General features: G+C 62.2%; 10 protein-coding genes and 2 pseudogenes. 4 read left to right on the top strand and 8 right to left on the bottom strand.

Annotation, left to right across the window (positions count from 1 at the left end):
* Nucleotides 1–31 precede the first annotated feature (31 nt).
* From C4J92_RS13180 to C4J92_RS13215, 8 genes are all read right to left on the bottom strand, one after another.
* The gene (locus tag C4J92_RS13180) at nt 32–1,048 is read right to left on the bottom strand and encodes an alpha/beta hydrolase (RefSeq protein ID WP_124404149.1); all 1,017 of its coding nucleotides are present in this window, start codon (nt 1,046–1,048) and stop codon (nt 32–34) included.
* Between the two features lie 246 nt (nt 1,049–1,294).
* The gene (locus C4J92_RS13185) at nt 1,295–1,963 is read right to left on the bottom strand and encodes an SDR family oxidoreductase (protein ID WP_124404150.1); all 669 of its coding nucleotides are present in this window, start codon (nt 1,961–1,963) and stop codon (nt 1,295–1,297) included.
* Nucleotides 1,964–2,099: 136 nt separating this feature from the next.
* The gene (locus C4J92_RS13190) at nt 2,100–2,630 is read right to left on the bottom strand and encodes a DJ-1/PfpI family protein (RefSeq protein ID WP_124367015.1); all 531 of its coding nucleotides are present in this window, start codon (nt 2,628–2,630) and stop codon (nt 2,100–2,102) included.
* An 885-nt stretch (nt 2,631–3,515) separates the two neighbouring features.
* Nucleotides 3,516–5,129, bottom strand: a complete 1,614-nt coding sequence (locus tag C4J92_RS13195) for an ABC transporter ATP-binding protein (RefSeq protein ID WP_124404151.1) — start codon at nt 5,127–5,129, stop codon at nt 3,516–3,518.
* A complete protein-coding gene (locus C4J92_RS13200) occupies nt 5,126–6,010 on the bottom strand; it encodes an ABC transporter permease (protein ID WP_124404152.1) in 885 nt (294 codons plus the stop codon). Before C4J92_RS13200 ends, C4J92_RS13195 begins: the two co-directional genes overlap by 4 nt.
* 3 nt (nt 6,011–6,013) lie before the next feature.
* Nucleotides 6,014–6,964: an ABC transporter permease gene (locus C4J92_RS13205; protein ID WP_124362809.1), complete on the bottom strand. Its 951-nt coding sequence runs from the start codon at nt 6,962–6,964 to the stop codon at nt 6,014–6,016.
* Nucleotides 6,961–8,574: an ABC transporter substrate-binding protein gene (locus tag C4J92_RS13210; RefSeq protein ID WP_124405802.1), complete on the bottom strand. Its 1,614-nt coding sequence runs from the start codon at nt 8,572–8,574 to the stop codon at nt 6,961–6,963. The genes C4J92_RS13205 and C4J92_RS13210 overlap by 4 nt, the downstream gene beginning before the upstream one ends.
* Before the next feature lie 45 nt (nt 8,575–8,619).
* Nucleotides 8,620–11,040, bottom strand: a complete 2,421-nt coding sequence (locus tag C4J92_RS13215; protein WP_124404153.1) for a TonB-dependent siderophore receptor — start codon at nt 11,038–11,040, stop codon at nt 8,620–8,622.
* Between the two features lie 247 nt (nt 11,041–11,287).
* On the opposite strand from C4J92_RS13215, the gene C4J92_RS13220 reads away from it, so the two are divergent.
* The 4 genes and pseudogenes from C4J92_RS13220 to C4J92_RS27485 form a co-directional block, all read left to right on the top strand.
* Nucleotides 11,288–13,096: an ABC transporter ATP-binding protein gene (locus tag C4J92_RS13220; protein ID WP_124404154.1), complete on the top strand. Its 1,809-nt coding sequence runs from the start codon at nt 11,288–11,290 to the stop codon at nt 13,094–13,096.
* A 277-nt stretch (nt 13,097–13,373) separates the two neighbouring features.
* Nucleotides 13,374–14,471, top strand: coding sequence for an ABC transporter substrate-binding protein (locus C4J92_RS13225; protein WP_124404155.1), 1,098 nt, complete (start codon nt 13,374–13,376; stop codon nt 14,469–14,471).
* Between the two features lie 1,294 nt (nt 14,472–15,765).
* Nucleotides 15,766–16,815 (top strand): annotated as a pseudogene (locus tag C4J92_RS27480) (sensor histidine kinase); the annotation flags it as partial.
* 198 nt (nt 16,816–17,013) lie between these two features.
* Nucleotides 17,014–17,349: pseudogene (locus C4J92_RS27485) on the top strand (response regulator transcription factor); the annotation flags it as partial.
* Between the last annotated feature and the right edge of the window lie 136 nt (nt 17,350–17,485).

Raw genomic sequence — 17,485 nt, forward strand, 5'->3', positions numbered from 1 at the left:
CGGCCGGGTGAACGGCATGCGCAAGGCTTGCTTAGTTAAGGTGAGCCTTGAGTTCTGTGCCCGCCTGCCTCATGGCCGCCTTGACTTCCGGTACCTGGCTCAACGGGTTCAGCAGGCCATAGTCATGGATCATGCCGTTGTAGCGAACCGCCGTGACATCGACCCCGGCCGCGTCCAGCTTCTGCGCGTAGGCTTCGCCTTCATCGCGCAACACGTCCAGCCCCGCAGTCTGTACGAGGGCAGGTGGAAGTCCTTTTAACTGATCGATGCTGGCCTTGAGCGGGGAGGCATGAATTTCCGCCCTGGCTTTCAGGTCGGTTGTGTAACTGTCCCAGAACCAGGTCATCATGTTCCTGGTCAGGAAGTGGCCTTCAGCGAACTGCTTGTAGGTGTCCGTCTCGAAGTTGGAGTCCGTGACCGGCCAGAGGAGCAGCTGAAATCGAATTTTCGGAGTGGCTTTTTCTTTAGCCATCAGGCTCACGACAGCGGCCATGTTGCCGCCGACACTGTTACCGGCCACCGCCAGGCGCTTGCCATCCACGTTGATCTGTTTGCCGTTTTCCGCCACCCACTTGGTGGCCGCGTAAGCCTGGTTAATGGCGGTGGGATAATGGGCCTCAGGGGATGGTGTGTAATCGACGTACACCGCGACCGCACCGGAGGAGACGACAAGGTCGCGAATCAGGCGCGCATGGGTGGGATAATCCCCCAGGACCCAGCCGCCACCATGAAAGAACATAAAAACAGGAAGCTCGCCTTTGGCTTTTTCAGGCCGAACCACCGTCAGCTTGATCGTCTTGCCATCGGCGGTAATGGTCTTGTCACTCACCTCAACGCCCGATAGATCAACCTTTACCGAGTTTTGCGCGCCCGTCAGCACCGCGCGGGCTTCTGTTGGACTCAATTGCTCGAGCGGCTTGCCGCCACCCGCCGCCAGCGCACTCAGAAAGTCTTGGGTTTGATGTTCCGGTATTGGATTGCCGGCGGCCATTGCGGACCCGACCGATAGGGCGATCATCGCCGGCACTGCTTTCACGACGTTTTTCATGTTGCCTCCTGAAGCCATTGGTTTGTATGAAGCGTGTAAGAACGAGGGCGACTATCGGTGTCATCCGGCCAGCCTCGTATGGGGGTTATTGGGCGAGATAACCGTTGCGGGCGATTGCGAAGCAGGCGGCTCGACCAATCCCGGTTAATGCTCCGGTCACAAGAACGACGTTGCTCATCATGGTTTCCTTTTTTCTAATAAGGCATGGCCACGTCAGGACGACGCAGCGCGTGAGGTGTCTCGACGTCAAACCAGTCGCGAACCTCCATCGATATTGATCGTGGCGCCGTTCATGAAGCCGTTGCTCATCAGAAACACCACGGCTGCACCCGCTTCGTCCGCCGTGCCGAGGCGATGCAGCGGCAGGGTTTGCTCCAGCGCGGCGACATAACCATCGCGCGCATCGCCCAAGGCTTTCGCAAGGATCGGCGTGTTGATGGGCCCCGGAGACAGGGTGTTGACCCGGATAGGTGCAAGTTCCAGAGCAAGGCCACGGGCCAATGCCTCCATGGCAGCCGATGCAGCGGCGAGCACCGCGGTGCCGTAAGCGTTTGGCCGATCTGCCAACGCACCTGAAATCAAAGTCACCGAGCCCTTTTTGGAAAGGCGATCGCCGAGAGCCCGCAAGGCATGTACCGACGCCCAGATCCGCTCATCAAAAGCGCGCTGCAAGTACGGGATGTCCGCTTCGAGGACTTTGCCGGCGACGAAGGTCCCTGCCAACAGCACCAAATGGTCAACCTGCTGTATGTCTGCCAGCGCGGCATGGATCTGTTCGGGCTTGGTGATATCGGCCGCACGCCAGCCGTCCAGCTCATGGGTGTTGGCGGCCTGCTCTGCGCGTTGCGGATCTGAACCCAGAACAATGACCTTTGCACCCCGGCCCTTGGCCTGAATCGCGACAGCCAGGCCAATTCCGGAGGTCCCCCAAAGACAACAATGTTTTTGCCTGCTAAATCACCGGTTAAGGCGTCCTGCGCGGAAGTAATAGAGTTCATGTCTTAATCCTCATGCTGATAGCGCTGGTGTATTTTTGAAGTCTTGCCCGACGCTACTGGATGGTCTGCCGGAGGGACGTTCGGAGCCAGTTCGATACGGCCTGTGCAAAGGCTTCAACGTCTTTTCCATTGCCAGTGATGATCCACTTCAAGGCCACAACATCGTCGGGCATAAATATCGCGCCATAACTACTCAACTGAATCACCAATTCGACGGAGTTATTGATGGTTGCTTTTTTTCCAACCAAGATGCCTGCCTGGGCAAGCACTATTGCGCCAAGTCCAATTCCCGCAACCAACTTTCGGGCTTTATCGAATTCTTGTAGTTGAGCGATAACATTGATGTTATTCCACAAATACTCTTTAGTCCCCGCTCCCCCCATCACAGCGATGGCATCGAAACATTCGCTGTACAGCTCTTCCAGATCTTGAGTCTTGATGTGTTCAAAAGTCATTCCGTGCGTAGTGCGTGCATCGACGGAGAAAATTTTCAGGTTATATTCTTTGCGCCATACACCCAGGCACGATAAGAGCATCGGTGCGTCTATACGTCTCGGCGGGATAATGATGGCTAAGCTTTTCATAGATGTATCCTAACGACCCAGCTAACTAAAGGTGCCGTATAAAAGTGCATATTGGCTATCGCCGTTATCTGTAGCAGCTGCACCGATTGCAGCTCTGGAGTGAGCATCACCCTGTCGCATTTAAAAATACAGGTGCGCTACGGATTAACACCTAAACTCTTGCGATGTAAATGCGTGCAGCCCAGAGTTTTAAAGGCGTAGCGGCATTAGCACTAAATTCATTTAAGTCCTAAATGCTGGCGTGCGTTCTCTTCTTCGCTGCTTGGAAATATGATCCAACTGCAAAGGGTTTACTCGTTGATCAATCTGCACGGTGACCCTTCTAAGGCGGCATGTCGTCAATTGAACATGTTAAGGAAATCCGTGAGGTGTTGAATGAGCGAGCCATCGGAAAAGCTGCAGGTGTTCGTAAGCTATAATCAAATCCGGGTGCAGTTCCATGCCTCTCCACCTCGGCCTTGCCCTGAACTACAAGATGCCCTCGATCGCCTCGCATCGTTGCCTGGGTGCGTTAATTACGGATTAAGCTATTGGACACATAGTGCATTCCAATGGTCGATTATGGGTGTATGGACTGACGAGGAAGACCGTGATCGTCATTACTGTAGTGAACAAATTCAAGTTCTTTTCAATTGCCTTATTCAGCAACATGCCGCATTGATCTGTTGCAGCGAGGGGCAGATTTGAGCTTTGTGGCGGGGAGCGTCTGAGCGTCCTACATGCGGGAGAATAAAAGTAATGAGCTTCGAAAAGCGTTATCAACCTTATCGCGGCCCCGCAGCAGGATGGGGAGCTCTTTTGTCCGTTGCGAAATATTGGATGCGAAGTGGTAATGCAATGAAAAATGTCCGCGCGCTTCGACTGTGCTGCCGAGTAAAGCGCCGCTCAGGCGGCGCTCGAGGTAGCGTGCCGGCCCGGGATGGCGCCAATCAGCTCACGGGTGTAATCGCTGGTCGGGCGGTTGAAGATGCGTTCCACCGAGCCCTGTTCGATCACCCGGCCATTGCGTAACACCAGCACCTCATGGGCAAAGTTGGCGACCACCGACAAGTCGTGGGACACCAGCACGTAGGCGATGCCCATGTCCCGTTGCAGCTCTTGCAGCAGTTCAAGGATGTGCGCCTGCACGGACACGTCGAGGGCGCTGACCGGTTCATCCAATAGCAATAGATCCGGTTTCAGCGCCAGGGCGCGGGCGATGGCGACACGTTGGCACTGGCCGCCGGAAAGCTCGCGCGGCAGGCGATCGAGGAAACTCACCGGCAAATGCACGCGACTGATCAGCTCGCGCGCGGCCTGTTCCAGGGCCGGGCCCTTGAGCAAGCCGAACGACACCAGCGGTTCGACGATGCTGTCGAACACGGTGAAGCGTGGGTCCAGCGCCGCAAACGGGTTTTGTTGCACCAGTTGCAGGCGCTGGCGCAGCGGGCGGAAGTCGCGCCAGCTGAGGTCGGTGACGTCCTGTTGCTCGAACCACACCCGCCCGCGGCTGGGTTTTTCCAGGCCGAGGGCGATGCGCAGCGCGGTGCTTTTGCCCGAGCCGGACTCGCCGACAATCGCCAGCGTCTGCCCGGGGTAGACCTGCAGGCTCAGGTCCTCCAGCGCCACAAAGGTCGCGTCTTCGCCCTTGACCTTGGGCAGCGCGAACGTCTTGCCAACGTTTTGCAGTTGCAGGATCGGCGGCTGCGTCGGGTTCGGGCGGGCCAGTGGCTGGCGGCGCTTGGCAAACGCCGGCGCGGCGGCGATCAAGGCGCGGGTGTAGTCATGCAGCGGCGCGCCGAGAATCTGCCGTGGTGCCCCTTGCTCCACCACTTGCCCCTGTTGCATCACCAGGACGCGGTCGGCGCGATCCAGCGCCACGCCAAGGTCATGGGTGATGATCAGCAACGAGATCCCGCGCTCACTGACCAGCCGTTGCAGGTGGTCGAGGATCTTGCGCTGCACGGTGACGTCCAGAGCACTGGTCGGCTCGTCGGCGATGATCAAGCGTGGGTTGCCGGCCAGGGCGATGGCGATCAGCACGCGCTGGCGCATGCCCCCGGAGAGTTCATGCGGGTACTGGCGCGCGCGCAGTACCGGCTTGTCGATACCGACCTGTTGCAGCAGCTCGACGATATCGGCATCGACGCCGGGGTAGCGCTTGCCCTTGGCCAGGATCAGCGCCTCGGCAATCTGCTGGCCAATGCGCAGGGTCGGGTTGAGGCTGACCATCGGGTCCTGGGGCACCAGGCCGATGGTACGCCCGCGCAGGCCGCGTCTCTGGCGTTCGCTGGCGTGGGTGAGGTTGTTGCCGTCCACCCACAGCTCGCCGGCGCTGATGGTTGCGCTGTCCGGCAACAGGCCGAGAATCGCGTTGGCCAGGGTGGTTTTACCCGAGCCGGACTCGCCGACAATCGCCAGCGTCTCGCCTTGGGCGATGGTCAGTGACAGCTGGTTTACCGCCAGGTTGCCGTGCCGGTAGCTGACACTAAGCTGGCGAACATCCACTAAAGCATTCATCGCTGAACCTCCTCGAACGTGCGGGCAATGTGGTTGAGGCTGAACACCACCGCGACCAGGAACAGGCCGGGCAGCAACGACACCCAGGGGGCGGTGATCAGAAAGTGCCGACCGTTGGCGATCAACGTGCCCCATTCGGCGGCCGGGGGCGCGGCGCCGAAACCGAGAAAACTCAGGCCGGCGGTGGCGAGGATGGCTGCACCGAAATCCAGGGTCGCCAGTACCGCCACTGGGCCCCACGCGTTGGGCAGGATGTGCCGCAGCAAGGTGCGGCCCCAGCTGGCGCCGCCCAGGCGTGCGGCTTCCACGTACGGCAGGGTCTTGACCCGCAGCACTTCGGCGCGGGTGGTGCGGGCGAATCCGGGGATAATCCCGACGCCCACGGCGATAGCCACCGGCACCGTGCCGAAGCCGATGGCGGTGACAATCGCCAGGGCCAGCAGCAAGCCGGGCAGGGCGAGCAACACGTCGACAAACCGCATGATCACCGCATCGATACGCCCACCGGCAAAGCCGGACAGAATGCCCAGCCCGAGCCCGCCCAACAAGGCGATCCCCACCGCCAGCAAGGCCGCCAGCACTGACAGCCTGGCGCCGTAGACCACTCGGGTATACAGGTCGCGGCCCAGCTCGTCGGTGCCGAACCAATGGCTCAGGTTCGGCGCTGTGAGCTTGACCGCAGGGGCGGTGGCATAGGGGTCGAAGCTGGTCAACCACTGCGGCGCCACGGCGGCCAGCAATGAAAACACCACAATCAACACCGCCAGGCTGAAACCCGGTCGCCGCAGCAAGGGCATTACCGCCGCCGTGGCACGTTGTCGGCGGGTGCGGCGTTGCCAGAGTGGGGGCGCAAGGCCGAGGTTTTGCTCAAGGATAGTCATGGTCTAGGACACCTTTGGCGTGTGGGAGATGCGCGGATCGAGCCACGGGTACAGCAAGTCCACCAGCAGATTGACCAGCACAAAGGCTGCCGCCGACACCGTGACAATCGCCAGCACCACCGGGATGTCCTGGCGCAGCACGGCCTCCTGGGCCAGGCGGCCGATGCCGGAGCGGGCGAAGATGGTTTCCACCAGCACCGCACCGGACACCGTGTTGCCCACCTGCAGGCCGATCAGCGTAAGAATCGGCAGCGCCGCGTTGCGAAACCCATGGCGCGCCTGCACCTGGCCACGGCTCAGGCCCTTGGCGTAGGCGGTGACGATATACGACTCCTGCCACACGCCCTGGAAGCTGCGCTGCAGCACTTGGGCATACACCGCCGCACTTGGAATCGCCAGGGTGATCGCCGGCAGTACCAGGCTTTCAAAGCCCCGGCTGCCGGTGGCGGGGAGCCAGCCGAGGCCGAAGGCGAACACCTGGATCAGCAACAGGCCCATCCAGAACACTGGCACCGAAAACCCCAGGGAAGGCAGGCGCGCCAGGGCTTTTTTCAGCGGTTGCCAGCGGATATAGGCGGTCAGGTAGGCCAGGCCGACACCGCCGACCAGCGACAACACAATCGCCAGGCCGGCCAGGGACAGGGTTTGCGGCAGGCGCTCGGCGAGCAACTCGGCGACCGGGCGGTTCAGCGACAGGGACTGGCCGAAATCTCCGTGCAAGGTGCCCAGTAGCAGGTCGACATATTGCTCGAAGAGGCCCTTGTCCAGGCCGTAATAGGCGCGTGCCTTGGCCAGGTCGGCCACCGACAGCGAATCGGCCTCCATGCCCGAGGCGCTGAGCATGATCGACAGCGTGTCGCCCGGCAGCAGATAGAGGATGAAGTAGGTGATGCTATAGGCCCCCCACAGCACCAGCAGGGCCTGGCCGACGCGGCCGATCAGGTAGCGGCTCATGGCGTGCCGATCTCGATATCACCCAGCAGCGCGAAGCCCTCGGCGGTCCAGCGAAAGTTCTTCACCTTGGCCGACGTTGCAGCCTGCCACACGCGCTCGTACACCGGGAACGCCGAGCTTTCGTCGATCAGCAGGTCCTGCAGGTCGCCATAGGCGGCGGCACGTTGTGCGCCTCGGGTGGCTGTAATGCCGGCATCGAACAAGCCCTTGGCTTTTTCCAGGGTGGCCGGTTCGTAGGTGTTAGTGGCCACGGTGGAGCTGTTGGCGCTGCGCGGGTCGAGGATGGTTTGCAGGATGATCGGGTCGGCGCGGGTCATGTAGTTGATGGTCAGGTCGTAGTTGCCGGCGGAGTTGTTGGCCACCCATTCGGCGCGGGTCACCACGCTGAGTTTCAACTCGATGCCGACCTTGCGCAGTTGGTCCTGGATCAGCACATCACCCGCGGTTTCGGCCGGGCTGATGTTGTAGCTCAGGCTCAGGCGCTTGCCGTTTTTGCTGCGGTAACCGTCCGCGCCCTTGGCCCAGCCGGCTTGATCCAACAGTTTTTCGGCAGCTGCCGGGTCGTAGCCGAGCTTGCTGCCCTGGCTTTTGAAGTAAGGCGTGGTCACGTCGAAGATGCCGTCTACCACCGGGAACTCGGCGTTATACACGGTGCTGGCGTAGCTCTTGCGGTCGATGGACTTCTGCACGGCCAGGCGCACTTGTTGATCGGCGAGAATGCGTTCGCCACGCGTGTTGGGGTACAGGTTCAGCGCCGGGCCCGGCAGCGAACGGCTCTGGATGGTCGCGCCCTTGGACTGGAACAGCTTCAGGTCGACTTCCGAAAACGGGTTGCGTGGCCACAGGATGTCGGCCTTGCCCTGCAGGAACAGGCCGTTGCGCACGCTCTCTTCAGGGATGTAGCTGATGTCGACGGCGTCCAGGTGTGCCTCACCCGGGTTCTTCATATTCGCCGAGGGCCACGCGTAACCCTTGCGTTTGGTCAGGTGCGCGCCGACTTCCGGAGTATAGCTGGCCAGCACAAACGGCCCGGTGCCGATGATCTTGCCCAGCGAGCGCTCCTTGACCGTGAGTGCATAGGACGCGGGCGCGAGAATTGCCAGGTTGGTGGTCGAGGTGGCTTGTAAAAAGCCCGCGTTGGGTTTGGCCAGTACCAGCTTGACGGTGAAGTCGTCGACCACTTCGGCGTGGTCATAACCCGCCAGGTAGGTGGCGCCGAAGGTCGCCGGCAGCTCGGTGGCCAGGGCCTTGTCGCTGTCGAACGCGGTTTTCACCGCTTTTGCGTCGAAGCGCTCGCCGTTGCTGAACGTCACGTTGTCGCGCAGATGAAAGGTGTAGGTCAGCGCGTCGTCACTGATCTCCCAGCTCTTGGCCAGCCAGGGGATGATCTTGCCGGTGGCCGGGTCCTGGTCGGTGAGCGACTCGGCGACATTGCGCAGCAGCACGCGGTGTTCCAGCCAGTAGACCTGGAACGGGTCGACGCTGACCAGGGTGGTGTTGTCGCCAAAAAATGCAATATTCAGGGTTTTGTTCGCTTGCGCCTGGTCACCCGAAGGCGAGCAGGCGGCCAGGCTGATCGCCAGGGCGCAGGGGGCCAGCAGACGGCTCATCAAGTTGGAGGTGTTCAATGGGGTGCCCTCGTTTGGCGATGTGAATCAGAAGTCGTAAGCCAGCTTTGTGTACCAGTAGCCGCCGCCCGGATAGAACGGCGGGTTGCCGTAAGGCGCCAGGCCCAGGTTGCTGTAGACGGCGTGCCGGTCGGGGCGCACGTCGAAGATGTTGGTGCCGCCGAGGCTGACGGTGATGCTGTCGACGAAGGTGTAGCTGACGTCGAGGTCGGTGATCCATTTGGCGCCGAAGCTGCGATCCCCGGTGGGGTTGACCGCCAGGGTCTTGACCGCGCCGTAGCGGGCGGTTTGCAGGTTGACCGCGAGGTCCTCGACCTTCCAGTTCGCGCCGAGGATCCACTTGGTCTTGGGCGATGCCTGCGTGAGGTCACCCTCGCGGTCGCGGCCCACCAGGGTCACGCCGGAACCGTTCAGTGCGGCCGGGGTGTCGCGGGCGCCTTCGATGGTGGTCTTGTTCCAGTTAAAGCCCAGGCTCCAGCGCACGTCGCCCCAGGCATCCAGCGGCGTGGTGTGGTCGGCCACCACATCCAGGCCACGGGTGCGGGTGTCGAAGGCGTTGGTGTAATAGTTGACCCAGGTGCCGGTGGGCACGCCCTGGGCGGCGAGGATCGCGTTGACTGCGCCATTGCCCTGGTCATAGATATTGCTGGTCAGGGCGATGCGGTCGTCGATGTCGATCAGGTAGGCGTCGGCGGTGATGCTGGTGCGCGGCGCAGGTTGCCAGGTGAGGCCCAGGCCGAGGTTGCGCGACTTCTCCGGTTTCAGGTCATCGCCCCCCAGCGCCTTGGCCAGGTTGCTGCCCGACGGGGTCAGGCGGGTGACTGCCGGAACCACGTTGCCGTTGACGTCGGTGGCCACGCGGTTGTCCGCCACGGTGTAGCCGATCTGGGTCAGTGACGGCGCACGGAAACCAGTGCCGAAGGTGCCGCGCACCGCCACGCTGTCGGTCAGCTCGTAGCGCGAGTTCACCTTGAGGCCGAAGGTGTTGCCCGAGTCATCGTCGTAATGTTCGACCCGCCCGGCCACATCGAGGAACCAGCGCTCGGTGAGGTCAAAGCCCAGGTCCAGGTAGCCGGCATAGTTGTTGCGGATCAGGCTGACCTCATCTTCGGGGCGAATGGTCACTGCCGCCTGCGCGCCCGATGCCGCCGGGTAGGTGCCGGTGATGTAGGCCTCGGGGTCGCCGGCGAAGGTGCTGAAATGCTCCCAGCGATGCTCCAGGCCGGCCGACACCTGCACCGGCGACGTGAGGTTGAACAGGCTGTCGTAACGACGGGTGAAGTCGAGGTTGTTGACCCATTGCTCGAAGCGGAAGGTCGCCAGGTTGTCGAATTGGGTCGGCGAGGCGGTGCCCAGCGACGGGTTGATATTCAGGTCGCTGGAGTGGTGCACATTGTTGCGCCCGTAGGTGGTGCTCAGGTCCCAGTTCCACTCTGCCACTTGGCCCTTGCCGCCAAACAGCAACTGGTAGTCGCGGTCCTTGATGTTGTTCAGCGGGAAGTAACCGTCGGGGAACACCTCGGGCACCGCCGCGCGGCCGGTGGGCAGGCGCAGATAGTTGGCCGCTTCGGCGTCGCGCTCGCCGTAGGTGGAGAACGAATAAAGAGTCAGGTCTTGCAGCGCCAGCTCGGCGTTGTAGGCCAGGTTGAAGGCCTTGAGGTCGGGGTCGCCGTTCTTGATTGCCACCCGGTCCCATGCCGCTTCCTTGGCCGGATCGTTGAACGCACGTACGCTGCTGTCGGCCTTGTCGTTCCAGGAGGCTTCGCCGCGTTTGCGCGCATCGGCCGAGAGGTGGAAGAAGCCGCCATCGCCGAGTTTGAAACCTTGGTCGCCGGCGACCTTGATGGTTTCGCCCTGGCCGGAATACAACTGCCCGTAGCTGGTCTCCAGGTGCCCGCCGTTGTTGGCGGACTTGAGGATGATGTTGATCACCCCAGCCACCGCATCCGAGCCGTACTGGGCGGCGGCGCTGTCCTTGAGTACTTCGATATGGTCGACCGAGCTGACCGGGATCAGGTCGATGTCCACGGCATTCGCGCCGCTGTTGTCGATCGAGCCGCGCTGGCCGGTAGCGCCGTTGTGGCGCCGTTTGCCGTTGACCAGCACCAGGGTGTAGGCCGGACCGAGGCTGCGGTTGCTCAGCGGGCGGGTCACCGAGTTGTAGCCAGCGATATTGGTGCCGAAGTTGAAGGAGGGCAGCAGCTTGGCAATCGCCTCGGACAACTCGGCGCGGCCGGTCTTGAGCAACTGCTCGCTGTTGATCACATCAATGGGTGCCGGGCTATCGGCGACGGTGCGCTCCTGGCCGCGCAAACCGGTGGAAATTACGGTTACCGTGCCGAGCTTGGCGTCCTCGGCGCAGGCGGGCACCGCCGCCAGCAGCAGCGAGCTGGTCAACAGCGACAGGTGGAATTTTTTCAGCGGCGCTGCGAGAGAAATATCTGGCATATCGAGAGAGATCCATGTCGGGAGTACGTCCTCCGCCAGGCATGGGGTCGGTCTGTGAAGTGAAGATATCTCTATAAAAAAATGCGGGGAAAGTCTTTTTTGGAATAAGCTAATTATTAGATAATGTTATCTTTCAACTTAATAAGATCATCTATTTTTATTATCTGGCCGTTGGATGTGCGCGACGTCATCGCCTGTCATAATCCACCCGTCTCACCCCAGCCCCCACACGGAGTCCATACTATTGATGGTGCTGTTCAATCGATTGAGCGCGTTTTCCATCCAGGCGCGCAGGGCACTGAAGCTGGTGTGGGGGACGTCGCGGCCCTTATTCATAGGCCTGCTGCTGGCAACCATCGTTGCCGGTCTGTTGCCTGCGCTGGCTGCCTGGATCGGCCAGCGTATTGTCGATGGCGTGGTGCACGCTATGCAGATTCACGCAGCCGGCAGCCAGGCGCCCGTGTGGCCAGTGATGCAATACGTGCTGGCCGAGGCGGGCGTGTTGGCGCTGTTGGCCGCCGCCCAGCGCGCGTTGTCGATGCAGCAATCGTTGCTGCGGGTGCAGTTGGGGGTGAAGGTCAACCTGATGATTCTGGAGAAAGCCCAGACCCTCTCACTCCTGCAATTTGAAGACGCCGAGTTCCACGACAAGCTGGTGCGCGTGCGCCAGGGCGCGTCGACACGGCCGCTGAGCCTGGTCACCAAGGGCCTGGGGCTGGTGCAGAACCTGATCTCGCTGATCAGCTTTGCCGTGCTGTTAGTGCACTTTTCGCCGTGGGCGCTGGCGATTCTGGTGGTCGGTGCCTTACCGGTGTTCTTCGCCGAGACGCATTTCTCGGGCAATGCGTTTCGCCTGTTCCACCGGCGCGCGCCCGAGACCCGTCAGCAGAATTACCTGGAATCGCTGCTGTCCCACGAAACCCATGCCAAAGAGGTCAAGCTGTTTGGCCTGGCGCCGCTGTTCCTCAAGCGCTACCGCGACAACGCCCAGCGCTTGTACACCGAAGACCGCCAGTTGACGGTGCGCCGGGATGCCTGGGGCTTTGCCCTGGGCCTGCTGGGCACCGCGGCGTTTTATGTGGCTTACGCCTGGGTGGTGCTGGACACCGTGCGCGGCCAGACCAGCCTGGGACAGATGACCATGTACATCGTGCTGTTCAAGCAGGGGCAAAGCGCGATCACCGCCAGCCTCAGCGCGATTGCCGGCCTGTATGACGACAGTCTGTTTCTGTCGGACCTTTATGAGTACCTGCTAACCCCGGTGGTCGTGCCAAGTGGCCGGCTTACCCAGGGCGCGCGTCCCGGCGACGGCCTGCGCTGCGAGCACGTGGGGTTCAGTTACCCCGGCGCTGAGCGGCCGGCATTGACTGATATCAACCTGCACTTGGCGCCGGGGCAAAGCCTGGCCCTGGTGGGCGAGAATGGCTCGGGCAAAACCAGCCTGATCAAACTGCTCACGCGCCTTTACACCCCGCACGAGGGGCGCATTCTGCTGGATGGCAGCGACTTGCAAGACTGGGATGAACAGACACTGCGCCAGCGCACTGGGGTGATTTTCCAGGATTACATCCGCTACCAGATGACCGTCGGCGAGAACCTTGGAGTGGGTGATGTCGATGCGCTGAACGACGAGGCGCGCTGGCGCACTGCCGCAACCCAGGGCGTGGCCGCCGAATTCATCGAGCGCCTGAGCAGGACCTACGGCACACAGTTAGGGCGCTGGCTTGGCGGCCAGGAGTTGTCGGGTGGCCAATGGCAGAAAGTCGCCTTGTCACGCGCGTATATGCGCCAGGAGGCGGATCTGCTGATTCTTGACGAGCCCACGGCCGCGCTGGACGCCGGCGCCGAGGCGGCGGTGTTCGAGCACTTTCGCGAACACGCCAAGGGCCGCATGACGTTGTTGATTTCCCATCGATTCTCCAGCGTGCGCAATGCCGACCACATCATCGTGCTGGACGGCGGACGAATCCTGGAGGAGGGCAGCCATCACCAGCTGATGGCGGCGGGTGGGCGCTATGCCGAGTTGTTCGATGTTCAGGCGCGGGGGTATCGCTAGGTCCCCGAGCACCCGTCCAGTTCATGGCGGCAGTCAGCTCGATTTCGCGCGCAGCAGGTCTGTTGAGACTATGCTCATTCCCACCTCAGGCCATGTGCTGGCTTCAGTTGTCGTCCGCCAAGGAAAGGAGTCTGTACATGTCTGGTTCTTCATACCCGGTTCTATTGTTGCACTGGCCGAACGAGCACTCCGGCCCGCTGAAATGGCTTCATCGACAGGCTGTCGGCAGGTGTAGAGGGATGACTGTGGGTCAATCCCGGGCGCGATGGAGGACGGCATGAAGGCTCAACCGATCCACACAATCATGTGGCGCTTCGCCGGCTGCCTGGGTGGGCTGATGATGATTGCCGCCAATCCGGTCCAGGCCGCCGACGGTGGTATCGCCGGCGGCCCTACCGCAAGCTATGGCATTGCCTTCAGCAACTCCTATGCGGGCAGTGATTTTCGCAAGCTGATGGTGCGCAACTGGCAGGAGATTGCGCTCCAGGCGCAAAAAGAGGGTTTGATCGGTGAGGCTCCGGTGGTCAGCGCCAATAACTCGGCCTCGGAACAAGCGGCCCATATTCAGGAGATGATCGTCAACGGCGTCAACGCCATCGTCATCCTGGCCGCGTCCGACACGGCCCTCAACGGGGTCATCCGCGATGCCTGCAACGCCGGCATCGTGGTGGTGGTCATGGCCAGCCTGGTCACCGAACCCTGTGTCTATACGGTGGACTACAACTGGTCCGCCATGGGCCGCGTGGAAGTGGATTACATTGCCGAGCGCCTCAAGGGTAAAGGGACACTGCTGGAAATCCGCGGCATTGCCGGCGATGCCACCGATAAAAATATCAGCGACGGCATTCGCAAGGCCGCCAGTGACTATCCGGGCCTGAGGTTCGCCAAGACCGTATACGGCAACTGGACGGAGTCTGTCGCGCGCAAGGAGGTGGCGCTGGCGTTGCCATCGCTGCCCGACATTGATGCCGTTGCGACTCAGGGAGGCGACGGTTATGGCGCGGCCATGGCGTTCAAGGCGGCGGGGCGTCCTTTGCCGATCATCGTGATGGGGAATCGTCAGGACGAACTCACCCTGTGGCAACAGGAGCGCGATGCCAACGGCTACGAGACCGTCTCCGTTTCCGCTTCTCCAAGTGTCTCCCAGGTGGGGTTCTGGGTGGCCCAGCAGGTGCTGGCGGGCAAGCAGGTGCCGAAGTTCGTCGAAGTACCGCTGGTGCGTATCGATGCGAAAGACCTCGACGCCTGGCTCGCCAGCATGCCGGTGGGCGGCGCCGCCAATCCGCTCTACAGCCAGGCTTCCGTTGCGGCGATGATCGACGCGGCCGCCAACCATACGGCGTCGCCGGCGCCTTTGCCTGAAGTTGCGAAGTAGTGGCGGGCGGGGGGCGCGGCTGCGGGGCGCCATGTTGATATTCAAACCCGTCAGTGATCGGCCCATTGCCGTCAAAATTGGCTTGGCGGTCGCCGCCCTGGTGTTCCTGATGTTGACGGTGTCTCTGGTGAACCTCTACGGCTTGCGAGGCATGGTTCGCGCGGTGGACTCGGCCAGTCATTCCGCAGAAATTCTGGCGTCGGTCAACGCGGCCACCGGGCGGGTGGAAAACTTCATTGCCACCCGCGATCAGGAAAGCTTGTCCCAGGCCGAGGGCAGGGTGGCGACGGCTATCGCTGGCCTCACCGCCATTCCGGTGGCCGAGGCGGAATCGCTCAAGGGCAGTCTGGAGCGGCTCGCCGCCGCGATCGCCGCCTTGCGCACGGCGAGCCTGACCATGGATGGCGAAACGGAGAACATGACCGCCCATTACGGCCGGATGCGAGAGGCGACGACTCTCGTCGAACAGGGCATCGCCGATGGGTTGAAGGCGGTCGACGCTCGCGCCGTTGAGCACCAGGCGCGGGTGAGCAACATCGAAAGTGCCCACCGCATCCTCGATGTCCTGCGCAACGGCGAACGGCTCATCACCGCCAACGTGGCCAGGATGCTGGTGACCGGTGACGGGGCCGCCGCCACTGCGGTGCGTAATGCCTGCGCGGCACTCCGGCCCGTGGTCGAACAGTTGCGCGAGGTGATGGGCACGCCACAGGAGAGCGAGGTCCTCGACCAGTTGGCCGCGGCGCTCGCGGCTGCCAGTGTGGCGATAGAGCGTCTTGGCGAGGCACCCAGGCTGCGCGCAGAGGAAGTTTTGCGGCATCTCTCCGCCGTGGGGGATGTGGCCGGGCGCCTCGAGGCGCTGTTGAGTGATGTGGATGGGGACGTTGCCCATGACGCCAGCGACATTCAGGCAGCCACCGGTTTGCTGCACAATGCAGCGGCGTTATCCAAGCGTTTCGCCGAGCGTGTGGCGACCCTGGAAGCGCAGACCCTGTCGTTTCGTCTGTCACCGTCGGCCGAGATCGCCGGCGCCGTCGGCACCCTCCTGGACGAGCTACTCCGTCTCTCTCGGGTGCTTCCTTCCTCCGTGGGGCTGCAAGGCACGGCTACGCCACTGACTGTCAACGAGCAGATTGCCGGCTACCGGGCGGCATTCGCCAGGTTCCATCAGGCGAGCAACGCCTTGAGCGACGCGCGCGACCAGGTTCGCAACGAGGCCCGCAGCGCCGGCCTATTGGTTGCGCGCTTCGCGGGTCAAGCGCGCTCCGACGCCCTGGTCCACAATGATCGCGGCATGCTTGCGACGATCATTGCGGTTACCGTCGCCATCCTGCTGGCCGGCGCCATTGCCTGGAGCACGTCGCGATTTATCGCGCAGCCCATCGTGGCTCTGGCCTCGGTCATGCGTCGGCTTGCGGCCGGCGACCTGCACGCCGAGATCGCCAGCGTCGGACGCGGCGACGAGATTGGCATCATGACCCGCGCCGTTCGGGTGTTCCAGGAGAATGCCCTGCGCATCCGGGTGCTGGAGGCCGAGGCCGACACCGAACGACAGCAAGTCCAGGCCTCTTTGGAGAGAATGGTCGCCGAACGCACCGATACGCTGCACCAACAGACCGAAGTGCTGGAAGCGCAAGCCGTCGAACTTATCCAGGCGCGCAACCAGGCCGAGACGGCCAACCAGGCGAAGAGCGATTTCGTGGCCACGGTCAGCCACGAATTGCGCACCCCCCTGACCCTCATTCTCGCGCCCCTGGAGCAGCTCTCGGCGGCGGCCACCCCGCCCGTGGATTGGCGCGTGCAGATCGAGCGCGCCCAACGCAATGCGCTGCGCCTGATGAACCGGGTGAACGATATCCTCGATTTCTCCAAGGCTGAAGCGGGCAAGTTTGAGTTGTGTCCAACGTCGGTTGATTTGAACAAAGCGGTGGGGGTGCTGGCCGAGGATGCCGCCATGGTCGCCGAGGGCAAGGGTTGCACCTTGACCTTCAGCATCGACCCCGCGCTCGGCACCGTGTTCCTGGACCCCCGACACTTCGAGAAGATCCTGCTCAACCTGGTGAGCAATGCCATCAAGTTCACGCCCGCTGGCGGCACGGTGCACCTGGCAGTGACGCCGATCGATGGCGAGCGATTTGAACTGGCGGTGCACGACTCGGGGATTGGCATCGCGCCCGACAAACTGCCGCTGCTGTTCCAGCGCTTTTCCCAGATCGACAATTCCGCCACGCGCCACTACAGCGGCACAGGCATCGGCCTGGCCCTGGTCAAGGATCTGGTCGAATTGATGGGCGGCGAAGTCGGCGTCAACAGCGAGCCCGGACGGGGCTCGTGTTTCTTTGTTCGACTTCCGCTGGGGGCTGAGCAAGACAGGATAGCGACCGAAGGCGGCCCTCTGCACGAGCAGCCGTCACTGAGCACAACAAGCTCAACCGAGCAGCGCCACCTGCGTTTTGACGACGGCCACCAGGGCGCTCCAACGCCAGACGCAGGCGAGGAGCAGCACCCGGAACACGCCTCGCGGTCCAGAGTGCTGGTGGTAGACGACAGCCCGGAAATGCTCAGCTATCTCACCGAGCTTTTGCACGACGACTACAGTGTCGCCACCGCAACGGATGGAGAGCAGGCCTGGGCGCTCCTGCAGCGTCGACCGATCGATGTCGTCGTTTCGGATGTGATGATGCCGCTGCTCGACGGCTTCGGCCTGACCGCCAGAATCAAGGCCAGCACCGGTTTTGCCCATTTGCCCGTAATCCTGGTGACCGCCCGCGGCGGCGGTGATGCCTGCGTTTCAGGGCTGGAAAGTGGCGCCGATGACTACATCGCCAAACCCTTCTCGCCGCTGGAGCTCAAGGCTCGCGTTCGCGCGGCGCTGCGCATGAGCCAGGTGCAAAGCGAACTGCATGCCAAATCCCGCCAGGCGGGCATGGCCGAAATCGCCACGGCTGTGCTGCACAACGTCGGCAACGTCCTCAACAGCGTGAACGTCTCGGCAGACCTGGTCAGCAACCAGT

Source organism: Pseudomonas sp. R3-18-08, assembly GCF_003852065.1.
Lineage (GTDB): Bacteria > Pseudomonadota > Gammaproteobacteria > Pseudomonadales > Pseudomonadaceae > Aquipseudomonas.

What these genes read in the sequence shown, in the direction of transcription:
- C4J92_RS13180 (WP_124404149.1), bottom strand. Translation starts at nt 1,048, where the DNA reads ATGAAAAACGTCGTGAAAGCAGTGCCGGCGATGATCGCCCTATCGGTC.
- C4J92_RS13190 (WP_124367015.1), bottom strand. Translation starts at nt 2,630, where the DNA reads ATGAAAAGCTTAGCCATCATTATCCCGCCGAGACGTATAGACGCACCG.
- C4J92_RS13195 (WP_124404151.1), bottom strand. Translation starts at nt 5,129, where the DNA reads ATGAATGCTTTAGTGGATGTTCGCCAGCTTAGTGTCAGCTACCGGCAC.
- C4J92_RS13200 (WP_124404152.1), bottom strand. Translation starts at nt 6,010, where the DNA reads ATGACTATCCTTGAGCAAAACCTCGGCCTTGCGCCCCCACTCTGGCAA.
- C4J92_RS13205 (WP_124362809.1), bottom strand. Translation starts at nt 6,964, where the DNA reads ATGAGCCGCTACCTGATCGGCCGCGTCGGCCAGGCCCTGCTGGTGCTG.
- C4J92_RS13210 (WP_124405802.1), bottom strand. Translation starts at nt 8,574, where the DNA reads ATGAGCCGTCTGCTGGCCCCCTGCGCCCTGGCGATCAGCCTGGCCGCC.
- C4J92_RS13215 (WP_124404153.1), bottom strand. Translation starts at nt 11,040, where the DNA reads ATGCCAGATATTTCTCTCGCAGCGCCGCTGAAAAAATTCCACCTGTCG.
- C4J92_RS13220 (WP_124404154.1), top strand. Translation starts at nt 11,288, where the DNA reads ATGGTGCTGTTCAATCGATTGAGCGCGTTTTCCATCCAGGCGCGCAGG.
- C4J92_RS13225 (WP_124404155.1), top strand. Translation starts at nt 13,374, where the DNA reads ATGAAGGCTCAACCGATCCACACAATCATGTGGCGCTTCGCCGGCTGC.